The organism is Verrucomicrobiota bacterium, assembly GCA_019247695.1.
Taxonomy (GTDB): domain Bacteria; phylum Verrucomicrobiota; class Verrucomicrobiia; order Chthoniobacterales; family JAFAMB01; genus JAFBAP01.
The window spans coordinates 1-20,462 of sequence record JAFBAP010000130.1 but is presented as its reverse complement, the minus strand read 5'-3'; the positions used below and the strand labels follow the sequence as shown (position 1 = coordinate 20,462).

Here is a 20,462-nt window from a genome sequence, read left to right as displayed (position 1 = left end):
TCGCCGTGGCCCGCCGTATGACCGTGTGAACTCTTACGTTGTGCCCGCCAACCCCGCTGTGCCCGCCGTGTGACCAAGCTCCGACTACCCACCAAAGCATTGACAGCGCCGGCCCGCGCCGATTTTAATCTACGGCCTGCATGTGCGTCCCACCTGATCTCCCCACCATCGCCGAGGCTGCGTCGCAGCCGCGCACCCTGGTTATTATGCCGGGCGAAGGCAAAACGCTGGCTGCCTACGGCGACACGGCGCAGATAAAGCTCAGCGGCGAGCAGACGAACGGATCGATGTCCGTCGTCGTCACCGCCACTCCGCCGGGCGGCGGTCCGCCGCCTCACCGCCATCACAATGAAGACGAGATGTTTCTGGTCCTGGAAGGCAGCGTCCGATTCCTGGCTAACGGCGAATGGACCGAACCACTGGCCCCGGGCAGCATCGTTTATACTCCCCGAGGCGCGGTTCACACGTTCCAGAACGCCGGTCGAACGCCTTGCCGCCAGTTGATCATCATCACCCCGAGCGCGTTCGAACAGTTCTTTGCCCGGAGTGCCGAAATTTTCGCGGAGGCGGGCGTGGGCGGGACTCCCGATCTGGCACGGCTCCTGGCGATCAGCAACGAGTACCGGATTGAGTTCGTTCCACCCCTCGGTATACCGGCCTGACGGCTCATCCTGCCTTGCTCAAAAACCACTTCCGGCACGATCCTGGACCGGACCAAGCCGCTTGACCGTCGCGCCGCTCAATCAATGCACACCCGGCCGCGCGGCCTCTCGGACCCGCGCGCGTACGCACGAACCTGCCGGCCGAGGCTGCGGCCCCGGCTCTGATACGTTGCGGAATCGGCTAAACCTGCCGCCTAACGCGCCGTTTAAATGCCTTTAGGGTACATTCCTGGTATTTCCCACTAACAGCGTATTTCCAATAAACAAGCGTACCCTGTCGAACACATCACGGTGAACAGGCATTCGAAAAAATTGCAGGCGGTGAGCCGCCTTCTCAGTAAGGCCGGTGCGGAGTTCGCGGGCGTTTTGCGGCGTGACGTGGAGTGCTGCATCGAGCGTGCACGGCTCGCCAAAGATTTAGGGTCGGCGTGGAGCGTGACCGAAGCGATGGATACCGGCCATGACGTCATTATCCGCTTTGACCAGGCGCTCGATATCCAGGACTGGGCCGGGTTCATCGTCCGGGTCAACAAAGTGACCGGCCAGATCTCGGCGAAGGCGGCTTGACCCTTTATTGACCCTTAAATTTCAGCCGCTCCGGGAGAGACCGGTCGCCGCCGGGTCCGGCACGGCTACTGGCTGATCAGGACGGCGCGCTTTGATCAGCATACGAAACGGCGACGGCCCTGACGTCAGGCCACGACGCACCGGCCAGACGGGCCGGTCATCAGCCTGCGCCAGCTCAAATCCCGACAGGATGGTGCTGAGTACCACTTTCATTTCGAACTGAGCAAACGCCATCCCGATGCAACGCCGCACACCCCCGCCGAACGGCAGATACTCAAAAGGGGAATAGCGTCGCTCCAGGAAGCGTTCAGGCCTGAATTCGTCCGGATCTGAATAAGTCTCCCGGCGGCGATGAGCCAGGTAGATGCAACCGAGAACGATGGCGCCCGGTTCAAGAGAGCACCCTTCCAGTTCGACGGGCGACCTCGCGACCCGCGCGAATGTGAGCATGGCCACCGGATAAATCCGCAGCGTTTCAGAACAGACGGCATTGAGGTAGGGCAGTCGAAATAGGGCGGCCTCATCCGCCGCGCCGTCAACGCCTTGAAGTTCACCCAACAGTTGTTTCCGGACTGCCGGAAGTTTGTGAATCCAGTATAACGCCCAGGTGAGAGCGGTGGCCGTGGTTTCATGACCGGCCACCAGCAGGGTCATCACTTCGTCGCGGAGTTCCGTCTCCGTCAGCGCGTCGCCGTTCTCATCGCGCGCCGACATGAGCAGAGAAAGGATGTCGTCGCGGGGAACGCCGGGATCCTTTCGGCGTTCAGCGATTTCCGCATAGAGAAGGTCATCGACCTGGCGCCGGAGGCGGACGAAACGACCCCAGGGACTCCACGGGCCGAAGTCCTGGCGCAGAATCGGGAAGAAAAGCAGGCTTACACCGACCGGACTACCCATCGCGTCGAGCATCGATCCGAGGAGCCGCTCGAACTGCCGATAACGGATGCCCTCATGCAGACCAAAGACGGCCCGCAGGATCACGCGCAGCGAGAGGGTCTGCATGACCTTCCGGACGGGAAAGCGTTTCCCGATTCCCTGCTGTTTGATGACTTCTTCCGTGATCGCTCGAATGAGTTGTCCGTAAGAACGCATCCGTTCTCCGTGCAAAGGCGGCATCAGCAACTGCCGCATCCGCCGGTGGCGATCGCCGCTTAATCCCATCAGCGACTGCGTGCCCAGGAGAGGTTCAAGGATCGCGTTCAACTCGCCGGGTGAATCGAACTGTCCGGAATTATCGTTCGCCAAAAGAACCTGCAATGCCTTCGGATGGCTCAACAAGACAATCGGAGGGAACCTCCGGCTCAGGCTTACCGTGAAGCAATCGCCGTAGCGATCCCGGCAGCGTCGCATCAGGGAAAATGGCGCGGCGATCCATTGGAGCATTTGCCAGGTTCGGGGCGACTTCGGTCCATCGGGAAGCGGCATAAGGGGTTCCTGCTTTGCAGTCAGTGTCCTTGCCACGAAATGCCTCGAACGGCAACTCGGCTCCCTCCGCGCCAAATCAAGGGTAAATCGTACCGGCCAGGGTCGGCAGGGTCGAGGCCGGACCGGAAACAAGGCGGACGGATCCGGCGCTCAGCAAGGCCGATACCCCTTCCGGGTACCTTAAACTCGCGGCTGTTGGCAGATGACCTCAAAGTGGTAACGTTTACCCTGCATAAATCTTTTCCATGAGAGCCCGGTCTTACGCTTATGCCATTGCAACGCTTATCCTCGCCTTTGAGTTGGAGGCCGCCGGCCAGCAACCGGCGCCTTCTCCAACCCCGGTAGGCACGGGCGTGGAGACGATCGTTTGCTTGCGGCACGGCGAAAAACCACCCCGGGGCCTGGGCCAGTTGACGTGTCAAGGCCTGAACCGCGCGCTCGCGTTGCCCGCGGTGCTGCTGGGCAAATTCGGAACGCCGGACTACATCTTTGCCCCGGACCCGGCGGTGAAGGTGTTCGACGGAACGGTTACCGGCTACGACTACGTGCGGCCCTTGGCCACGATCGAGCCGACGGCTATCCGCGTTGGCCTCCCGGTCGATACCGATTTCGGATTTCTGGCCATCAATCGTCTGGAACGGGAACTGACCCGCCCGCGTTATAATGGCAAAACCATCTTTGTCGCCTGGGAACACCGGATGCTGGACGAAATGGTCAAGCGACTCATGATCAGGTTCGGGGGCAATGGCGCAGAGGTGCCTCCATGGCCGGCTGACGATTACGACAGCCTTTACGTGCTGCGGATTGACCGGCATAACGCTGCCAACCCGATCTCGTTTACCCATGATCACGAAGGGCTCGACGGTTTAAGCGCCGACTGCCCCGAGTCGAAACGCCCGTAGGCGGTCGCGTTCGGAGTTCGGTCACACGGCAGGCACAGCGGGTTTGGCGGGCGCAACGTAAGAGTTCACACGGCGAACACGGCGGGAAGAGGACAGAGTTCGGGGTTCGGCACTTGGAGTTCGGGGGCGTCGTAGAACCGGGTCCGATCTTTCCACCGGCCACGCGGGCAAAGGAGAGACCGGTCCATAAACCCGAAGCCCGACGCCGGAAGGAGGTCCCTGGGATGCCGGTCCGAACCCCGAATGCGGAACGCCGGACTCCGAACGCTGCTACCAAGGTAGATCGTCCAGATCCACGTTACCGCCGGTCAGGATGATTCCCACCCTCGCGCGGTCAACCGGCATCGCGATTTTTCCTTCCATCAGCGCGGCGATCGGCACTGCGGCGCTCGGTTCAATGATGATCTTCAGGGTTTGCCACGTCATGCGCATCGCCTTGATGATGCTCTCCTCGGCAACGGTGACTACATCATCCACCAGCGCGCGGAGGATGATAAAAGTCTTATCGCCCAACGCTGTTAACAGCCCGTCGGCGATGCTTTTCGGCCCGAACGCAGGCTGAAGCACGCCGGCGGTGAAGCCGCGCGCAGCGTCGTCAACTGCCTCGGGCTCGCAACCGATGACCCGTGTCCCCGGACTGAGCGCCTTGACCGCGACCGCGACGCCTGCCAGCAACCCTCCGCCACCTACCGGTGCGAGCAGCACGTCGAGGCCGGCCGGGCCCGCTTGCTCCAGAAATTCCAACGCACAAGTGCCTTGGCCGGCGATGATGCGTTCGTCGTTGTAAGGCGGGATCAGCGCCGCGCCCGTGGCTTGGCGGATGGCCTCGGCCGTGCTTTCCCGGGCCGCCTGCGTCGGTTCGCATTCGACAATGTGCCCGCCGTAGGCAGCCACCGCTGCCTTTTTTACCCGGTTGGCGGTGCGGGGCATGACGATGTGCGCCGGTATCCCGCGACGGCCCGCAGCCAGAGCAACCGCGGCCGCGTGATTTCCTGAGGAATGGGTCACCACTCCTCGGACGGCTTCTGCGTCGGCCAACTGAAAAATCGCGTTCTGCGCGCCTCGCGCCTTGAACGCACCGACCTTTTGGAAGTTTTCGCACTTGAAAAGAAGGTGCGCGCCACCGCCGATCCCCGCGTCGAGCGTTTCACTGGTAAGCACCGGGGTACGATGGATAAATCGATAAATGCGTCGGTGGGCAGCCCGCACGTCGGCAAGCGTCGCAATTGTCGCGGCAGCCCCCGGTTCAGGTCGAAGGACGGAACTCACCTGGGACAATGCCACAAATGGAAGAGAGTGTCGGGTGTCGGGTAGAGTTCGGAGTTCGGAGTTCGGTCACACGGCGGGCACAGCGGGTATGGCGGGCACCACGTAAGAGTTCACACGGCGAACACGGCGGGCCACGGCGACCACGGCGGGAAGAGGAGGGAGTTCGGAGTTCGGTCACACGGCGAACACGACGGGTATGGCGGGCACAACGTAAGAGTTCACACGGCGAACACGGCGGGCCACGGCGAACACGGCGGGAAGATTAAATCATCCGCAGAGCACGCAGAACACGCAGAAAAGGGAAAGCATCCACAGATTACACAGATCAAGAGGACCCGGCGGCGACTCCAAGGTTGACGCTCGCACCCATCCCCAGGATGCCGCTCCGAACTCCGAACTCTTTCCCCCTCTTCCCGCCGTGGTCGCCGTGGCTCGCCGTGTTCGCCGTGTGAACTCTTACGTCATGCCCGCTCGATCGCCGCGCCCGCCGTGTGACCTTAATCTGTGTCAATCTGTGTAATCTGTGGATGCTTTCTCTTTTCTGCGTCCGTCTGCGTGTTCTGCGGATGATTCTGTCTTCCCGCCGGGGGCCGCGGAAAGATTGGATCCAGTTACCGGACGCCTCCGAACGCCGAGCGCTTTCCTCGTCGTCGACGCAGTCCGGAATCCCTCAACTCTGCGCCTGGGGACGGTCACGCCGGGGGGTGGGCATCGCGCCAGGCTTGTTAGCCGCCACGCTCTTGCCCCCGCGATCCGGCCGCTGGCGTGCCGTCAGTTGCTCCAGAAAATAGGCCTGCGCGTTAAAACGTTCCTCGCCCGCGCCGGTCAGCCGGTCATAGGTAAGGCCCTCTCCCTGCTGCCGGGCCTTGACGTTGTCCCTCCAGTAAACCTCAAATAAATCCTCCAGCCGCGCCCTGAGGACTGGCTCGTCCACCGGAAAGCAGGTCTCCACCCGGCGGAAAAAGTTGCGCGGCATCCAGTCGGCGCTCGCCAGGTAAAGTTCCGGCTGGCCCCCATTCTCAAATCGGTAAATGCGGCTGTGCTCGAGAAAACGGCCGACAATGCTTCGCACGGTGATCCGGTCACTGACGCCAGGGATTCGGCTGCGCAGGCCGCACACCCCCCGCACCAGGAGCCTGATGTCCACGCCGGCTTGCGAGGCCGCGTACAGCGCCTGAATGACATCCGGGTCCACCAGGGAATTGATCTTGGCGAAAATCGACGCCGGCCGTCCGGCTTTGGCGTGTTCGGCTTCCCGATGGATGCCTTCAAGCACAAAATCGTGGAGGGCTTCAGGCGCAGCCTTGATCTTCTGAAGCTCTGGAAAAACCGAGACCCCGGTAATCCAGTTAAATAGCTCGGCACAATCATTGGTCAGGACCGGGTCACACGTCAGCAGACCCAGATCCGTGTAAAGCCGGGCCGTGGACGGGTGATAGTTCCCGGTCCCGAGATGCAGGTACCGCCGAATCCCATCCTCGTCCTTACGCACGACCAGGGCCAGCTTGGCGTGGGTCTTGAGGCCCACGAGCCCGAACACCACATGCACGCCGGCCTCCTGCAGCGTACGTGACCATTTGATGTTCGCCGCTTCGTCGAACCGCGCTTTCAGTTCGATTACCGCCGTGACCTGCTTGCCGCCCTGAGCGGCATCGGCCAACGCCGCCGCGATCGGCGAGTCGCCGCTAGTGCGGTACAGCGTTTGTTTGATGGCCAGCACGTTTGGGTCTTCGGCCGCCTCCTTGATAAAGTCGAGCACGCCCTGGAAGCTTTCGTAGGGGTGATGAAACAGAACCGGCCGGCGGCGGATCTGGGTAAATATGTCCTCGTCATGCGCGGGCGCCGTGACGGCCCGCGGCACAAAGGGCCGGTACTTGAGGTCCGGGCGGTCAAAGCCGCTGATGACGGGCATGAGCCGCATGAAGTTGATCGGGCCGTTTACCCGGAACAGCTCGGCCTCGCTTAAACCGAAGGTTTGCAACAGCTGGTCGGTAATGTGTTGCGGGCAGTCTTGCTGGACCTCGAGTCGCACCGCGTCGCCGCGGCTGCGTTTCCGCAGCTCGGTTTCAATCGTCTTGAGGAGATTGGCGATTTCTTCCTCGTCCAGGTAAAGGTCGCTATTCCGGGTGACTCGAAACGGGTATGCCCCCCGGACCGTGACGCCGTGAAATAGACGGTGCACGTGGGCCTGGATGAGGTTGCCGATAAAGATGTACCGGTAAGTACCGCTCTCGGCCGCACGGTACGGCAGCAATCGCGGCAGAATCCGCGGCACCTGGACGACCGCCAGATTGGTGGTCAGTTCCTCGCCTTCGAGTTCCACCGCAACGTTAAGGCTCTTGTTCAGGAGTTGCGGAAAGGGGTGCACCGGATCGACCGCCAGCGGCGTCAGCACCGGATACACCGAACTTTGAAAGTAGCCGGTGTAATACTCCTTTTCCTCCTTGGTCAACTCGTCCCACTGCAGGAAAAAAATGTTTTCGCGTTCAAGCGCCGGCAATAAGTCCTCGTTCCAGAGCCGGTACTGGTCGGCGACCATTTTTTCGGCCCGCTGCGAGATGGCCCGGAGTTGTTCGCCGGGGCTCAACCCGTCCGGGCCGGTTTCGCTGATATTGTGCGACCGTTGCTGGCGCAAGCCCGCCACGCGCACCTCGAAAAATTCGTCAAGGTTGGAACTGACGATGCAAAGGAATTTGACCCGTTCCAACAGGGGATTGGTAGCGTCCAGGGCTTCTTCGAGCACGCGCTGGTTGAATTCCAGCCAGCTGAGTTCGCGGTTGACGTAATGCGCGGGGTCACGATTGGAAGGCTGCATGGTCGTCGGGCGTAGCCTTTCACCAGGGGGGAGGGATACCCTCCTCGTGATGCGGCCAGCATGCGGGAACTCTAGTGCCCGCTTATAACCCCGGTCAACACCCTTGCCTCCGGTGAACGCCCCGGCGGCCCGGCTGTTACGACAGCGGGGAGAGATAGCGGATCGCCATCGACGACAGGAGTTCCGGGTTGATCAAGCCGGTGATCTGCAGCCCGTGGTCCTGCTGGTACTCACGGATTGCGCGCCGGGTCTCCGCATTGATCATCCCGTCCATCGGACCATCGTAGTACGCCTGGCGCGTCAATCTGGTTTGGACCGCGGTTACCAGCCCGGCGCCGGTCGCCACCGGCGGCACCGCAGCCGCATCTACAGCCGGGTACCCGTACCCGGGAGGGCCGATGTAGGCATCGTAGTTGCCCGCAGAAGGATAGTTGTCGGCGTAACCATAGCCGTACGGCGCGTCTGCGTAGCCGTACGGGGCCGCATAACCATAGTACCCGGAGTCGTTCGGGTAACCATCCCGGCCCCGGTCGAATCTATCACGGTAATTCCAGTGACCGTTACGGGATTGATAGGCATACGGGCCGAACCTCACCCCATTGAGGAAGGGGCCCACGCGAGTGGCGTCACGGATGAGTGCGGTCCGGCCCAACGCGGCGGTCCGGCTGGAAATCGTAGCATCACGAACGAGGGGGTTGCTGCGAAAGGCAGGAGCGATACGCACGTTGCCTCTGGTAAAAACTACACCTCGATACGCTCGTCCCGGATTCGCCACGGCCGAAGACGCCAACCAGACGCCGAACAAGACTAGTCCGGCCCACGTGTAAGCCCGTTTCATGGAGAAACTACTAACATAGGAGCGGCAGTTTTACCAGTGTCCCCGGGCCCGTTGCGCACAAAGTTAGGCGAAACGAATGCTAACCGTCCTGGCGCGCCTTACGATTGGTAATTGCCGTAACTCTTGCGACATTTGGAAGTGGTCCGGAACCGCGGCCCATCCGCGGAGGGCGGGCCTCCTGGTTTCCGGCTGCACCGCTTGACAACGGTGAATGCCTCACGACGTTTATGGCGCAGTGATGCCGCATCGCTTCCGGTGGTTAATCGATTGATGAAAACACCTTTCCTTGTTGCCGGCGTGCTGGTCACCGGTATGTCCGTCCTTTTGGGTGAAGCCCGCGCGGGCCCTTTTGGTGGCGGCTTCCGAGGCGGGGGCCGGGCCGTTGCGAGGCGGGGGTTTGGTCTTTCGAGCCGCAGCCGTTTCATCGGCCGGCATCGCCGGTACCCGGTGTTTCCGGTGCTTGGCTACAACACCTTTGCCTTACCCTGGGTATATCCCCCGACGGACGGGTACCTGTACGATTACCCGGGCGGGGACTACGCCGCGGTCGATGCAGGCCCTCGAGTGAACCCGGTTCCGGTGGTGGTGCCACAGGGGCCGGTCCCGGGCGCATATTCCCCGAATCCGGTTTACATCATAATTAACCCCCCTGGCGCCGCGCCCGCAGCCCCACCCGATGGCGGTCCCGGTACAACCGCCGCCTATCGTGCCGGCGGTTCGATCCCCGACCAGACCGGGCGCTCACCCGAAGTCCAGGCGCCGGCCGTGCCGGTTCCGGATCATCCGGCGCCTTTACCATCACCGACCCCGGGCCCGCCGGCGGGCATCTTTGATAACCTGGCTCTAGTCAGTTGGTCCAACGCGAATGGCAAGGACACGGTTCTGCTTGAAAATACCGAGACGAAGGCGGTCCGGCAAATAACCTCGGAACCGGACAGAGACAACCTGCGCGTCGTCGAGGTGCGCCCCAGCGTAAATCCGAATCTCTCCGAGGTGGTGATCTCCAACGGCACGGACCAGCGGGCGATCAGGTTCCGTTCTCGAGGCGGACCGTAACGCCCTGTCCGGGGTTGACAAGATCATCCGCAGAACACGCAGAAAAGAGGAAAGCATCCACAGGTTACACAGATTGACACAGATTAAAAGGACCCGGCAGGAACAGGAACTTTAGAATTGATATGGGCATCTCGCACCCATGATGCCGCTCCGAACTCCGAACGCCGAACTCTTTCCCCTTCTCCCTCTTCCCGCCGTGGTCGCCGTGGTCGCCGTGTGAACTCTGTCATTGTGCCCGCCCGATCGCAGTGCCCGCCGTGTGACGTTAATCTGTGTAATCTGTGGATGTTTTCTCTTTTCTGCGTCCTTCTGCGTCCTTCTGCGTGTTCTGCGGATGATTTTGATGCCGGCACAATTGCGCCGGTGGCCGAGTTGGGCTAAGCGAGTGCATACGAGTAATTTTGTGGTTCAGAACCGGGACATCGGGTTTTTCGACGAGTCGTCCGCTGTTCGACGGCGTGGAACACTCCGGCCAGGCAGTTTTCGAAGCGGCAGGTTGAAGCGGCTCTTTTGCGGTTTGGCGTGCTTTCTCGTGGCCGGCTGCGCGGTTGGCGGCTACCGCGTGGACGATCGGAACTTTGCCATCGATACTTACCGTCCGAAATCGAACGAGTTACGGCTGGCTGAGGCGCGCGTCAGGAGTTACCAGGGCCGGAACCCGGCCGGTTCGAAATCTGCGCCCCCTTACCTGGCGGTCGCGGCAGGCACGATCCTCCCGAGTGAAGTTCAGAACCTTTGGCCCAAGCTCATCAGCGCCGAAACTTCGGCGGGCGTGCTTGCGCATGGGGGTGAGGACCTTGCCTATCACGATTTCCTGCTCCACGGCGTCCTGATTTTCGACGCCAGAACCGGTCGTCTGGCAAATGATTTCGGTTACGTTACGGCAGAGACTCCGCAGCTTGGCCGGATCGCGCGCTTCGGAACCTGCTATGCAAGGTTCATCGGGACCGGCCACTGACCCTATGATGGGCGGAGTGCCCGCGCAAAGCCGCACAGCCCGTGAACGATTCACCTCATGCCGTCCGGACCTTTGCGGGCACGCAGCCCGGTGCGCGCGGGGCCGATTGCCGCGGCGACGATCGCTGGCTGCTGCTGTGGGCGGCGTTGATCGGCGTCGCCGGTGCGCTGGCTACGGTGGCATTCCATGAGGGCATGACGTTCACCGAGCGTCTCGCCACCGGCCATCCCGGCAGTCTCGTGACCGCGGCGGATGCGCTCGCGCCGTGGCGTCGCACCATTACTCCGGCGCTCGGTGGGGTCGCGGCCGGTGTGTTCCTGTGGTGGGCGCAGCGGATCACCCAGGGCAAAAAGCGGTCCGATTACCTTGAGGCCATCGCGGTCGGCGACGGCCGCCAGGACGTGCGCGGCACCCTGGTGCGTTGCGCCTCGTCCCTTTGCACCATTGCGTCCGGCGGCTCGATCGGACGGGAAGGCGCAATGGTACAACTGGCGGCGGCCACCGGTTCCTGGATCGGGCGGTTGGGCCGCTTCCCCCGCGATGATCTGCGCCTGCTGCTGGCCTGCGGCGCGGCAGCGGGCTTTGCTTCTGCATACGACGCCGCACTCTCCGGCGCGATTTTCATCGCGGAGATCGTTTACGGTACATTGGTGATACGCCGGTTGGGACCCCTGATGGTGGCCTCCGTGACGGCCAATGCCACGGTTCACCAGGTGCTGGGCTACGAGCCGGTGTACAAAATCCCGCCGCTGCACGTCACTTCGCTCTGGGAACTGCCGCTTTTCCTGCTAATGGGGTTGCTGTTGGGCGCGCTGGCCCCCCTGTTCATGGGCGTACTGGATGGCGCGCGCCGGTTGGCCAAACGTCTCCCGCTGGCCCTCCCTCTGAAGCTCGCGCTGGGCGGGTTGCTGGTCGGCGCAATCTCGGCTTGGCGGCCTGAGGTCTGGGGCAACGGCTACAGCGTGGTTAACGGTGCGCTGCATACGCCCGGGCCGCTGTCGTTGATTCTGTTGATCTTGATCGCCAAGGTCCTCGCCACTGCCGCCACCGCCGGATCAGGCGCCGTCGGTGGGGTGTTCACGCCGACCATTTTCGTCGGCGCCATGCTCGGCCTGCTCACCGGCAGCGCCGCCCATGCGCTTTGGCCCGGTTCATCGCTGCCCACCGTCTATTCGGTGATCGGGATGGGCACGTTTCTGGCCGCCACCACGCACGCGCCGCTGATGTCCTTCCTCATCGTGTTCGAGATGACCCTGGAGTATCAACTGGTGCCGGCGCTGATGCTGGCCTGCCTCGCCGCCTACCATGTCTCGCGCGCGCTCCGGCCTGAGTCGATCTACTACGACGTTCTGCATCGCGGCACCGCGATCGAGGAGGATACCTCCACCGAGGCTGCCGCCCAGCCGCGGGCGCCATGATTGAGCCCTGAAGAGGCGGTAGAACGCCGGAGGCCGCCTTCTGCGACGCCATGGCGTAGAAAAGAAAACGTTGTCTTTTTTGCAAATCGTACTTACGACTCACTTGCCTGATGAAAAAAACATCCTTCTTCGCGCTTGGCTTTCTGACCGTGGTGCCACTCTTGACGTTAACGGCATGCTCCGGCTCTAACGGCCGGATAACCCAGAGATCCGGTGGAGCTGACGTTAACTCAGTGGCCAGCGGAACGCCGCCGCCATACAATGCCGGCGCGCAAAACCCGGTCCGCCAGGCGCCGTACGGACCACAGCGCAACAACACCGGCGGCCGCTAGATCAAAGGGCCGCCCCAGGCGCACGCCCCGGACGCCCGAACAACCAATGCCACCCGCCCAGATCAGGGTCGGGTCTGCCGGCACCAGAGCTCCGCGTCCGCGGGTGTAAAAACTTAGAAGTTCACCAGGAAATCTACCTGCAGCACGTCAACGTGGTTAAACGGCGCGATGCTGTTATTGATGGTCGAAGCGGGAATGGTGCCGGTGGCTGCACCGCCAAAGAGGTTGCGGGTCAAAGCCCAGGAGTGGTACCAGGTTACGGCGAACGTCGCGTAGTCGGTGACATTGTAGGCCAGACCTAACCGAATCCCTTGAGTGTTAAGGCTGCTCAAGGCGAAGTCGGGCGTATTTAGGTTCGGGTCGACCGACGTCAGGCCAACTTGCCGCCAATCACCAAAGATCGCAAAATCGCCCTGCTTTTTGTTCTCACCGATTTTGACTCCGACCTCATAGGCAAAGTTGTCGGAGAACGAAGGTCCGATGCGATTTGCTGCGGGAAAACCCGTGATTGCGGTCCCGGCCCGGTTGAAGGTTACGTTGCTGTACAGCGGGCCGTATTCGTTATTCCAGCGGTCGTCGCCGCTGAAGTTGTAGGCCAGGTCCCAGTAGGCCTTGACGGGGATCTTGCCGATCAGGAAACTCACGTCGCCGGGGGCCAGGAGGATGAGTTGGTCACGGGTCGGTCCCTGGAAAGGCTGCGTGTTCTGCAACGCAATGGGTGGGTTGCCGGCCAGGCCCGCCACCGAATCGTTGGTGACAAACAGGGCGGGAGCCACCGTGATGGCGAGCGCTTTGCCGAGCTTCAGCCGGGTCAGCAACTGGGTTTCGAACAGGTAGGCGTCCTGATTAACGCGGCCCGTGCCGCTCGTGACCAGGTTAGACTCGTTATTGTCGAAAAAAATGAACTGACCGGCGATCAAACTGACTTCGAGCGCGTTGGCCGGTTTCTCAGGTGGCGGCGCGGCCGGTGCCTTACCGTCTTTGGCGTAACTCGATTCACCGAAGCTCAAATTAAAAAGTTTGTGAAAGTCGATGCGCTCGACCAGCCCTTGGGGGTTAACGTTCGGATCCCAAACCATTTCGGTGGTGTAAAAGGGATTTGGCTGCTTGCCGCCGACGAAGGTTAAACCATCCGCCGGTGCCCATCCAAGGAACGCGCGGGTGATGTAGATGCTATAATTGTCGAAGCCTTGTCCCAGGGTCTGATTGGAGGAATCGGTCGCGCCGTTTTGGGAAGTGCTCAACTGGACACCGCCGAAAAAGTTGCCCTTGAGCTTGAAGTCGGCATTCAGGCGCAGGCGGAAGCGCCACCGGTCGCGCTGCGAGTGGTTGGTATAGGTGGTCTGCCGGGGCGCCTTCGGCAGTTGGGGAGTGCTGTCGTCCCACTGGTTGCGGAGGCGAATTTCGCCGGAAAGTCTCAATTCGTCGACCCAGTCGCCGATTTTGATTTTGTTCTGTGGAGGCGCAGGGGTTTGATCGGCCTCCTTTTCGACTTCGGCCTGGATCTGCTCAGCCTCCTTTTGGGAAAGGATCCCCTTGCGGACAAGCGCATCGATCAACGCTTGATCCTGTTGGGCGTGCAGGGGAGGGGCTGTCAGGGAGAGCAGGGCCAACAGCGCCCATGCAGGGATACTCTTTCGGGTCATCGGTTTTCTTCTCTCGTTGGTTCAGGCGCCGCGGCGTCCGGCGCCTGCGGGACGGGTAAACACCGCCGGCGCCTTCAGAAATGGCTACTGAACCAGTAGAGTATCGGAGCCGTGCGGGTCAACGCGAAAATGTTTCCCGCCCCGCCTGCGCAAGACGAATGAATCAGATTGCGCCGATCCGACGAATATGCGATGAAGCATCCCGGCGACCCATTTCGGGATCGACCTGCAAACGGCAACCGGCTTAGATTCGTTCGGACGTCTTCGCATGAAACCACTCACGCTTCCGGCAGCGATCCTTTTGGTCTTCACGCTGGGCTTGTCAGGGGGTTGCGCCAACCGTTCCGGCACCTATCCGAGTGCGGCGACCAGCCCGGAGGCGTCAAGCACGCCACGTCCCTATAGCGCGCCGCTTCGGGAGTTTCAGGACCCGAGCGCCGCGAGGTAGCCGCACCCGCGCGCTTGCCATGCCATGCCATGCTGTGCTCAGGTGTCCTCAGAGCCGCCCTGACCGCGTGGGTGCTGAAAAGCCTGGTGGCTTGCGCGGCTGCCCAGGGTGTCGCAGGCCCTTTCCACCCTCCCGAAGCCGCCTGGTCGCCGCCGCCGGAACTGAGCGGGGTTCGCGTCCGTTGGGATTGTGCCCACACCCGGCACGGCATCGGTGTAGCGATCCAGCCTAATTTCGTCTACCCGCGCGGGGCCATCTTTTTGTGTCCGGAGCGAGCCCGGGCCATCGAGGCAGCCAACCCGAGCGCGTCCCGATTTTTCCTGGTGCATGAATACGGCCACTTAGCACTTTGCACCCGCGATGAGGGGGCCGCCGATCGTTGGGCGGCAACGCAGCTCAAGGGCACTCGCGGCGGCCGGCAAGTGCTCTCCGCCGCGGTAGCGCATTTTTTGCGACGGCCCGAGATGTTTGATCCCCTTTACGGGTCCAACCTGGACCGGGCATTACGGGTGGCGGAAAGCGGGGATCTACCGCTGCGGGACTGGCCCGCCAGGCTGATCCTTTACCGGCGCCGATGTGAACTTGCGGCGGCGGAGCGACCGGTCGCCCGCGTGCAACTCGCACCGGGCTACATCAATCGGGCTGAGATGATCCTTGTCGTGGATGGCCACGCCGTCGGCTACCTCTCCACTCAACCGCCAAGCACCGGCCTGCTTTGCCCGCCGTTATCCGCCGGTCCTCATGAAATCAAAGCCGTCGACGTCTGGATTTACCATGACGAGCCCGGAGAGCGTTCCGTCATGGTTGCCCGCAGCCTTGCAGCGGATTGCAAACTGGAAGGTCACGCCGGGAAAACCGTGCTCCTGAGCCTCGCATACGACGAGGACCTCGACCTCCGGGCTGAGCTGCGATAGAAGTGATCGGAATCCCGCGGAATCGGAGATCCGCTAACTATCCAACATCCGTTTTAATGTCCATCGAGCGGGCCGAATGGCCATGGCCGTTCGTAATTCCGAGCGGTGGGATTGTACGTGTAGGGACCCATTGCGGGTGCTGAGTTGTCGCCCCGGTTAGCTTGCCGGTCGCGATCGGGATGCCCCGTGCAAGCCGGAAGAAACAGGGCGAGAGCGAGCAGGCCGGCTTTGAATGGCCCGCCGGCCCGAGCCCACCGCCATCGAACCATGCGGGTATAAACAGACATTTTTACCGCGTTCCTCTCCAGGGGCGATCGTAGCAGTTTACCCGGTCACTCGCCACTTATACCATCTCGACGGCTATGGCGGCAAAATTTTTGTCTTCCTTCTCAGGTGCCCTGTCAGCTTTACACCTATTAGACCGTATAAACGGCCCAGGCCCACAGGGCCGGGGGACCTTAGCCCCGGGGTCTACCCCGGGGAAGGCGTTTCCCCCCCCGGCCCAGCCCTCCTAAGGCGTCACGCCTGTACCTTGGGTCGCGCGCCCGCAATCGCCTGCTGCCTCCTCCAGGTCACGAAGGCCTGTTCCGGTCAGAACTGCACGTTCAGGTCGACCTGTACGGTGTCAGCCGTGGTGTCCTGGGCGATGCCGGCCCGCAGGTTGCTCGGGGTGTTCGCCGCCCCGCCGTAGAGGTTCTCCGTCAGGTTCCAGGTGATGTAGCCGGTCACGGCAAACACCGCGTAGTCCGTCAGGTTATACGCCAGGCCGAACTTGAACCCTTGCATGTTCAGGTTGCTTAGCGCGAAATCCGAGTCGTTGATGTTCGGATCGATCGACGTCAGACCGATCTGGCGGAAGTTGCCGAAGATCGACCAGTCACCTTGCTTCTTGTTCTGGCCGAACTGGATCCCGATCAGCCATGCGAGGTTATCCGAGAACGAAGGACTCCACCGGTTGGCTGCCGGGAAACCGGTCACGGCGGTACGCGCGGCGTTGTACGTCACGGCGCTGAACAGCGGCCCGTACACGCTGTTCCAGCGGTCGTTGCCGTTCGTGTTATAGGCAAAGTCCCAGTACAGCTTTACCGGCAGCTTGCCGATCTTGAAGCTGATATCACCAGGCGCCAGCAGGATGAGTTCGTCGCGCTGGGTGCCGTTGAACGCCAGGGTGTTGTTGAGCGCGATGGCCGGGTTGCCGGCCGAACCGACTTCGGCGTCATTCGTGATGAACACGGCGGGCGCCAGCGTGACGCTGAAGCCGTTGCCCAGTTTCAGCCGCGTCAGCAACTGAGTCTCGAACTCGTACGCGTCGTTTTTGATGTTGCCGGTTGCCGCCGTAACCTCGTTGAACTCGTTATTGTCGTAGAAGATGAACTGCCCGGCAATCAGCGACAACTCAAGCGCGTTCCGGGGTCCCTCAGGCGGCGGAGCCACCGGGGCTTTGCCCTCCTTACTGTAATCCGGCTCACCGAAACTCAGGTTAAAGAGCTTGTGGAAGTCTATCCGCTCGACCAGCCCTTGCGGGAAAATGTCCGGGTCCCAGAACAGGTCGGTGGTGTAGAAGGGGTTGGCCTGCTTGCCGGCGATCGCCGTGATGCCGTCAACCGGGCTGTAACCGATGAAGGCTTTGTTGATGTAGATGTTGTAGTTGTCGAATCCTTGGGTAAAGGTCTGATTGGCTGAATCGGACGCATTATTCGTCTGCAGGCCGAACCCGGCAAACCAGCCGCCGGCGAGTTGCACGTCGGCGTTGAGCCGCAGGCGGAAACGCCAGCGCCAGCGTTGGAACTCGTTGGGATAGTCAGTCTGGCGCGGGGCGGAGGGAATCTGCGGCTGCTCGACATCGTACTGGCCACGTAGCCGGATGTCGCCGTAGATCTTGAGCTCCTTGACCCAATCGCCCAGCTTGATCTTGCTCCCGAGGTCAGGAGCAGGCGTCGCAGGTTCCTTGGAAACCTCCGCCTCGATTTGCTGGGCTTCTTTGTCGGTTAACACGCCTTTGCGGACCAAAGCATCAAGCAGGGCTTGATCGGTCGCAAACGTGGGGCTGACCGCCAACGCGGTTAGGAACCCAGCCACGGCAAGGCCCTTTCGGGTGGATAATGTTATCTTCACTCTCTCGTTGTTCGGTTGAAGCGCGTCCCTGGAGTCCGGCCCTAACGCCCCGGCATCGCCGGTGCATCTGCAGCGGGACGGAATCGCGCATTGGTTAAGGCTGAGCCCGACTTTCAGCCGCTGCCGCGAGCAAAGACAAGATTTATCTCTGTGACAAATTCTTTACACGGGTCGTCCCCGTGAATGCCGGGAGGCTATGAGTCGTCCTGACCGGGGTGGCGCAGGGGGAGGACGCAACCCTCCCGGCGGACGCAGCCGTTTCGCGCCGGCAGGACCGGCCCCGCACGGCGCCGGCCTGAAGCGGGAATTGACGATCTACGATAAATGCGTAACAATCTACGCAAAATGCGTACCTCCCCGCTTCTCAATGCGCTTTTTCCCGCCGGCCGCCGGCGCATCCTCGCAGCCACCCTGCTTCAGCCCGATAAATGGTGGTACCTGACCGAACTGGCGGCCCACCTGGATACCTCGCCTTCCAGCTTGCAGCGGGAACTTGAATCCCTTACCCGCAGCGGCCTCCTGGAGCGCAGGCAGGATGGACGCCGGATTTATTATAGAGCCAATACGGCCTCACCCGCGTTTGCTGACTTGGAAAGCTTGTTCGCCAAGACCGCGGGGCTGGTTCCGGCCCTGCAGGGTGAGCTGAAAGCTTTTGACCACGGCATCACCTGGGCCTTCCTTTACGGATCGGTGGCCCGGGGTGGGGAAGGAGCGCACAGCGACGTCGACGTGATGGTGGTCGGCTCGGTCACCACTGCGGAGTTAGTCCCCGTGCTCAAGCGCTTGGAACGGCGATTCGGCCGTGAGATTAACGTCACGCGCTATTCCGAAGACGAATTTTACCGGAAAGTTCGCCACGGGGACCATTTTCTAACCTCCCTCCTGAAAGGTGAACGGGTGATGCTGAAAGGTTCTGCACATGAGTTGGCGACAGTTGCTGGCGCAACGTAGGGTCCACCCGCACACGACCGGCAAGCAGGAACTGGATGGCCTGCGCGCGCTGATCGACCGGGATCTGGCGGATGCCGCCCTGCCGGCCTTATCCGCCGACCGGCGCTTCGCCACCGCCTACAATGCGGCTCTCCAGATCGCTAAAATGGCCATCGCCTGTTCAGGGTACCGGGTCGCCGCGGTTCCCGGTCATCATCGATTGCATTTTGAGGCCGCCCGTCTGGCGCTCGGCCCCGGCTCGGACCGTTTCCTGGATTATTTCGAGGCGAGCCGGCGTAAGCGCAACGTCATTGACTACGATGCTGCGTTTGTCGCGACTGAGACCGAGGCGGCAGAACTTCTGGCCGAAGCCGAATCGTTCCGAACATACGTCGAGCGCTGGATTGCTTCGGTCAATCCGGCCTTTGCCTGGCTCGCACCCGAATGATGCTGCGCCGGTAACAGGCTCGTCTGGCGCACCACTACTCCAGATTGCCGGCGCCGGAGGATGCTCGGTAGATGGTTGAATCGGTTTTAGGCCCGGCGGGCCGGCAGACGGTTTGATGGCCTGAAGGGCCAAGGGAACTTAGCCCAGGGTTTACCCTGGGTAACCGTAAAATCACGATCGAGCCCTGAAAAGGCGGCAGAACCCACCGGCAACACCTTCTGCCGCCCCTTCAGGGCCCGGTCGGGGGAGGGAAACGCCTTCCCAGGGTAAACCCCGGGCTATGTTCTGCCGGCCCGTCGGGCCTAGGCCGTTTATACGGTTTAATAGGTTTAACCCTGGCAGGGTACCTGGGAAGGACGACAAAAATTTACCTCGATGGCCATCGAAATGGTATGAAACCGAGGCGGCAGAACTCCTGGCCGAAGCCGAATCCTTCCGGACACACGTCGAGCGCTGGGTTCCGGGGATGATCCGAAAGCGGAAAACGAGAATACGTACCGGCTTATCCCAAGTATACACCGGCTCCGTCACGTCCCGGGCGGTTTTTGTTACCCGGAGATCACCCCCGGCCACCGGCTCCGCACCCGCCACCCGCCACTCACCGGCGCGTGGGTGTCCCGACAAGGTCCCGCAACTCAGAGCGCGCCAGGTCGACGTGGCTTTCGAGGTAGTGCATCGTATTGTCCAAGCTCCGGCGACTGCCTTCACGACCTGCATGGATGGCCTCCGGGCTTAGCGCCGCCAGTTGCTGGACGGCGTACTGGCGCATTTGCTCGAGGGCGGCCAGCAGCGTTTGCAGATACGCGCGGTCCGGAGCCACCGCGGCCGACTGCTGCCGGAGTTGGGCGACTTCACCGCCGAGTTCCTGGAGGGTGTTGGCCGCGCCTGCCCGATACGTGGCGGGGTCGTCGGACAGGTATGCCTGGCTCTTGTCCCAGGCCTGGGTCGCCCCTTCTGCGACCGCATTGGCGCCCCGGCGCAGGGCATCACCTGCCTCGCGTGCAGCTTCTTTAAGGCGCTCGGGAAGGGAGTTCGGATCATCCGCGGCGGGAGCGGGTTGGCTGCAAAGGGTTATGGCTACGCCTAACGCGGCAGCTACAGTTTTTCTCATGTCAACGGTTCGGCAGCAGATGGGCCGATGGTTTTTCCATGCACAGCGCAACCCGCCGCCATCCCGACCGTCCGAAGCCCAACGTTGCGTGCGTGACCTGCCGCGAACGGAAAAGATTTGAGGTCACGGTCCAGATACCGGCGTCCCGTCCGTCGTATGGTTGAAACCAATCCCTGAAGGCACGTCACAAAAGACCATGGACACCATTACCTACGCATCCGTCACCGCACTTTCATGGAGCATTGTTAAAAGCAGTAAACGGCCCCTGGTACCCGAAGTGGAATTCGTTCCGTTGAAACTGACCTACCTCGTCAACCGCTCATGGCTCCGCCTGTTTCAGACCACGGGTCCCTGCAATGATCTTTAAAGCCCTGCCGCCCTTGCGGAGCCGTGGACCGGTCCGGGCGAATCACTGGTGATCCGCGCTTTATCGGGCGAGGCGTAAGGCTTCCTCTTGAGCTTTTGACCAGAACGCGCGGCAAGCCCCGCCATTGATGGCGGGGAAGGATAGCGCCGCTCCTGAAACGGCGTTTCCGGGTTCGTGCTTAATCGGGCGTCTGTTGCTGTTCGATGTATTGCCGAATGATGCTAATCGGCGCGCCGCCACA

18 protein-coding genes are annotated in these 20,462 nt (G+C 61.8%); 11 read left to right on the top strand and 7 right to left on the bottom strand.

The features are described from left to right. The first annotated feature begins 140 nt into the window (after nucleotides 1-140). Nucleotides 141-662, top strand: a complete 522-nt coding sequence (locus tag JO015_15285) for a cupin domain-containing protein (protein ID MBW0000461.1) — start codon at nucleotides 141-143, stop codon at nucleotides 660-662. A gap of 291 nt (nucleotides 663-953) precedes the next feature. Then, a complete protein-coding gene (locus JO015_15280; protein MBW0000460.1) occupies nucleotides 954-1,229 on the top strand; it encodes a hypothetical protein in 276 nt (91 codons plus the stop codon). A gap of 21 nt (nucleotides 1,230-1,250) precedes the next feature. Here the strand turns inward: JO015_15280 and JO015_15275 are convergent, their stop codons facing one another. Continuing rightward, nucleotides 1,251-2,654, bottom strand: coding sequence for a cytochrome P450 (locus JO015_15275; GenBank protein MBW0000459.1), 1,404 nt, complete (start codon nucleotides 2,652-2,654; stop codon nucleotides 1,251-1,253). 245 nt (nucleotides 2,655-2,899) lie between these two features. Here JO015_15275 and JO015_15270 point away from each other — a divergent pair, with 245 nt between their 5' ends. Then, nucleotides 2,900-3,556: a histidine phosphatase family protein gene (locus JO015_15270; protein MBW0000458.1), complete on the top strand. Its 657-nt coding sequence runs from the start codon at nucleotides 2,900-2,902 to the stop codon at nucleotides 3,554-3,556. 270 nt (nucleotides 3,557-3,826) lie between these two features. On the opposite strand, the gene JO015_15265 is transcribed toward JO015_15270, so the two are convergent. From JO015_15265 to JO015_15255, 3 genes are all read right to left on the bottom strand, one after another. Continuing rightward, nucleotides 3,827-4,783: a pyridoxal-phosphate dependent enzyme gene (locus JO015_15265; GenBank protein MBW0000457.1), complete on the bottom strand. Its 957-nt coding sequence runs from the start codon at nucleotides 4,781-4,783 to the stop codon at nucleotides 3,827-3,829. Nucleotides 4,784-5,495: 712 nt separating this feature from the next. Continuing rightward, a complete protein-coding gene (gene ppk1 / locus JO015_15260; GenBank protein MBW0000456.1) occupies nucleotides 5,496-7,640 on the bottom strand; it encodes a polyphosphate kinase 1 in 2,145 nt (714 codons plus the stop codon). A 136-nt stretch (nucleotides 7,641-7,776) separates the two neighbouring features. Further along, nucleotides 7,777-8,478: a peptidoglycan-binding protein gene (locus tag JO015_15255; protein MBW0000455.1), complete on the bottom strand. Its 702-nt coding sequence runs from the start codon at nucleotides 8,476-8,478 to the stop codon at nucleotides 7,777-7,779. Between the two features lie 270 nt (nucleotides 8,479-8,748). On the opposite strand from JO015_15255, the gene JO015_15250 reads away from it, so the two are divergent. From JO015_15250 to JO015_15240, 3 genes are all read left to right on the top strand, one after another. Continuing rightward, nucleotides 8,749-9,534 (top strand): hypothetical protein, encoded by a 786-nt coding sequence (locus JO015_15250; protein ID MBW0000454.1) that lies wholly within the window; start codon nucleotides 8,749-8,751, stop codon nucleotides 9,532-9,534. A gap of 385 nt (nucleotides 9,535-9,919) precedes the next feature. Next, the gene (locus JO015_15245) at nucleotides 9,920-10,492 is read left to right on the top strand and encodes a hypothetical protein (protein ID MBW0000453.1); all 573 of its coding nucleotides are present in this window, start codon (nucleotides 9,920-9,922) and stop codon (nucleotides 10,490-10,492) included. A 41-nt stretch (nucleotides 10,493-10,533) separates the two neighbouring features. Beyond that, nucleotides 10,534-11,910 carry a ClcB-like voltage-gated chloride channel protein gene (locus JO015_15240; protein ID MBW0000452.1) on the top strand — a complete coding sequence of 459 codons (1,377 nt, stop codon included), beginning with the start codon at nucleotides 10,534-10,536 and terminating at the stop codon, nucleotides 11,908-11,910. Between the two features lie 445 nt (nucleotides 11,911-12,355). Here the strand turns inward: JO015_15240 and JO015_15235 are convergent, their stop codons facing one another. Beyond that, entirely contained in the window at nucleotides 12,356-13,888 is a 1,533-nt protein-coding gene (locus JO015_15235; GenBank protein MBW0000451.1) for a putative porin, read from the bottom strand. 268 nt (nucleotides 13,889-14,156) lie between these two features. On the opposite strand from JO015_15235, the gene JO015_15230 reads away from it, so the two are divergent. After that, nucleotides 14,157-14,336, top strand: a complete 180-nt coding sequence (locus JO015_15230; GenBank protein ID MBW0000450.1) for a hypothetical protein — start codon at nucleotides 14,157-14,159, stop codon at nucleotides 14,334-14,336. 29 nt (nucleotides 14,337-14,365) lie between these two features. Continuing rightward, nucleotides 14,366-15,250 carry a hypothetical protein gene (locus JO015_15225; GenBank protein ID MBW0000449.1) on the top strand — a complete coding sequence of 295 codons (885 nt, stop codon included), beginning with the start codon at nucleotides 14,366-14,368 and terminating at the stop codon, nucleotides 15,248-15,250. A gap of 591 nt (nucleotides 15,251-15,841) precedes the next feature. On the opposite strand, the gene JO015_15220 is transcribed toward JO015_15225, so the two are convergent. Next, a complete protein-coding gene (locus tag JO015_15220; protein ID MBW0000448.1) occupies nucleotides 15,842-17,329 on the bottom strand; it encodes a putative porin in 1,488 nt (495 codons plus the stop codon). A 360-nt stretch (nucleotides 17,330-17,689) separates the two neighbouring features. Here JO015_15220 and JO015_15215 point away from each other — a divergent pair, with 360 nt between their 5' ends. Together JO015_15215 and JO015_15210 are read left to right on the top strand one after the other, a co-directional pair. Next, nucleotides 17,690-18,316, top strand: coding sequence for a nucleotidyltransferase domain-containing protein (locus tag JO015_15215; protein MBW0000447.1), 627 nt, complete (start codon nucleotides 17,690-17,692; stop codon nucleotides 18,314-18,316). Beyond that, a complete protein-coding gene (locus tag JO015_15210; GenBank protein MBW0000446.1) occupies nucleotides 18,285-18,743 on the top strand; it encodes a hypothetical protein in 459 nt (152 codons plus the stop codon). Before JO015_15215 ends, JO015_15210 begins: the two co-directional genes overlap by 32 nt. 598 nt (nucleotides 18,744-19,341) lie before the next feature. On the opposite strand, the gene JO015_15205 is transcribed toward JO015_15210, so the two are convergent. Continuing rightward, nucleotides 19,342-19,854, bottom strand: coding sequence for a hypothetical protein (locus JO015_15205; protein MBW0000445.1), 513 nt, complete (start codon nucleotides 19,852-19,854; stop codon nucleotides 19,342-19,344). A gap of 196 nt (nucleotides 19,855-20,050) precedes the next feature. Here JO015_15205 and JO015_15200 point away from each other — a divergent pair, with 196 nt between their 5' ends. Next, nucleotides 20,051-20,221: a hypothetical protein gene (locus JO015_15200; GenBank protein ID MBW0000444.1), complete on the top strand. Its 171-nt coding sequence runs from the start codon at nucleotides 20,051-20,053 to the stop codon at nucleotides 20,219-20,221. The last annotated feature ends 241 nt before the right edge of the window (nucleotides 20,222-20,462 follow it).

Coding starts and splice junctions, on each gene's coding strand:
- JO015_15255 (MBW0000455.1), bottom strand. CDS start 8,478: ATGAAACGGGCTTACACGTGGGCCGGACTAGTCTTGTTCGGCGTCTGG.
- JO015_15285 (MBW0000461.1), top strand. CDS start 141: ATGTGCGTCCCACCTGATCTCCCCACCATCGCCGAGGCTGCGTCGCAG.
- JO015_15230 (MBW0000450.1), top strand. CDS start 14,157: ATGAAACCACTCACGCTTCCGGCAGCGATCCTTTTGGTCTTCACGCTG.
- JO015_15270 (MBW0000458.1), top strand. CDS start 2,900: ATGAGAGCCCGGTCTTACGCTTATGCCATTGCAACGCTTATCCTCGCC.
- JO015_15275 (MBW0000459.1), bottom strand. CDS start 2,654: ATGCCGCTTCCCGATGGACCGAAGTCGCCCCGAACCTGGCAAATGCTC.
- JO015_15215 (MBW0000447.1), top strand. CDS start 17,690: ATGCGTAACAATCTACGCAAAATGCGTACCTCCCCGCTTCTCAATGCG.
- JO015_15210 (MBW0000446.1), top strand. CDS start 18,285: ATGAGTTGGCGACAGTTGCTGGCGCAACGTAGGGTCCACCCGCACACG.
- JO015_15250 (MBW0000454.1), top strand. CDS start 8,749: ATGAAAACACCTTTCCTTGTTGCCGGCGTGCTGGTCACCGGTATGTCC.
- ppk1 (MBW0000456.1), bottom strand. CDS start 7,640: ATGCAGCCTTCCAATCGTGACCCCGCGCATTACGTCAACCGCGAACTC.
- JO015_15235 (MBW0000451.1), bottom strand. CDS start 13,888: ATGACCCGAAAGAGTATCCCTGCATGGGCGCTGTTGGCCCTGCTCTCC.
- JO015_15225 (MBW0000449.1), top strand. CDS start 14,366: ATGCTGTGCTCAGGTGTCCTCAGAGCCGCCCTGACCGCGTGGGTGCTG.
- JO015_15200 (MBW0000444.1), top strand. CDS start 20,051: ATGGACACCATTACCTACGCATCCGTCACCGCACTTTCATGGAGCATT.
- JO015_15205 (MBW0000445.1), bottom strand. CDS start 19,854: ATGAGAAAAACTGTAGCTGCCGCGTTAGGCGTAGCCATAACCCTTTGC.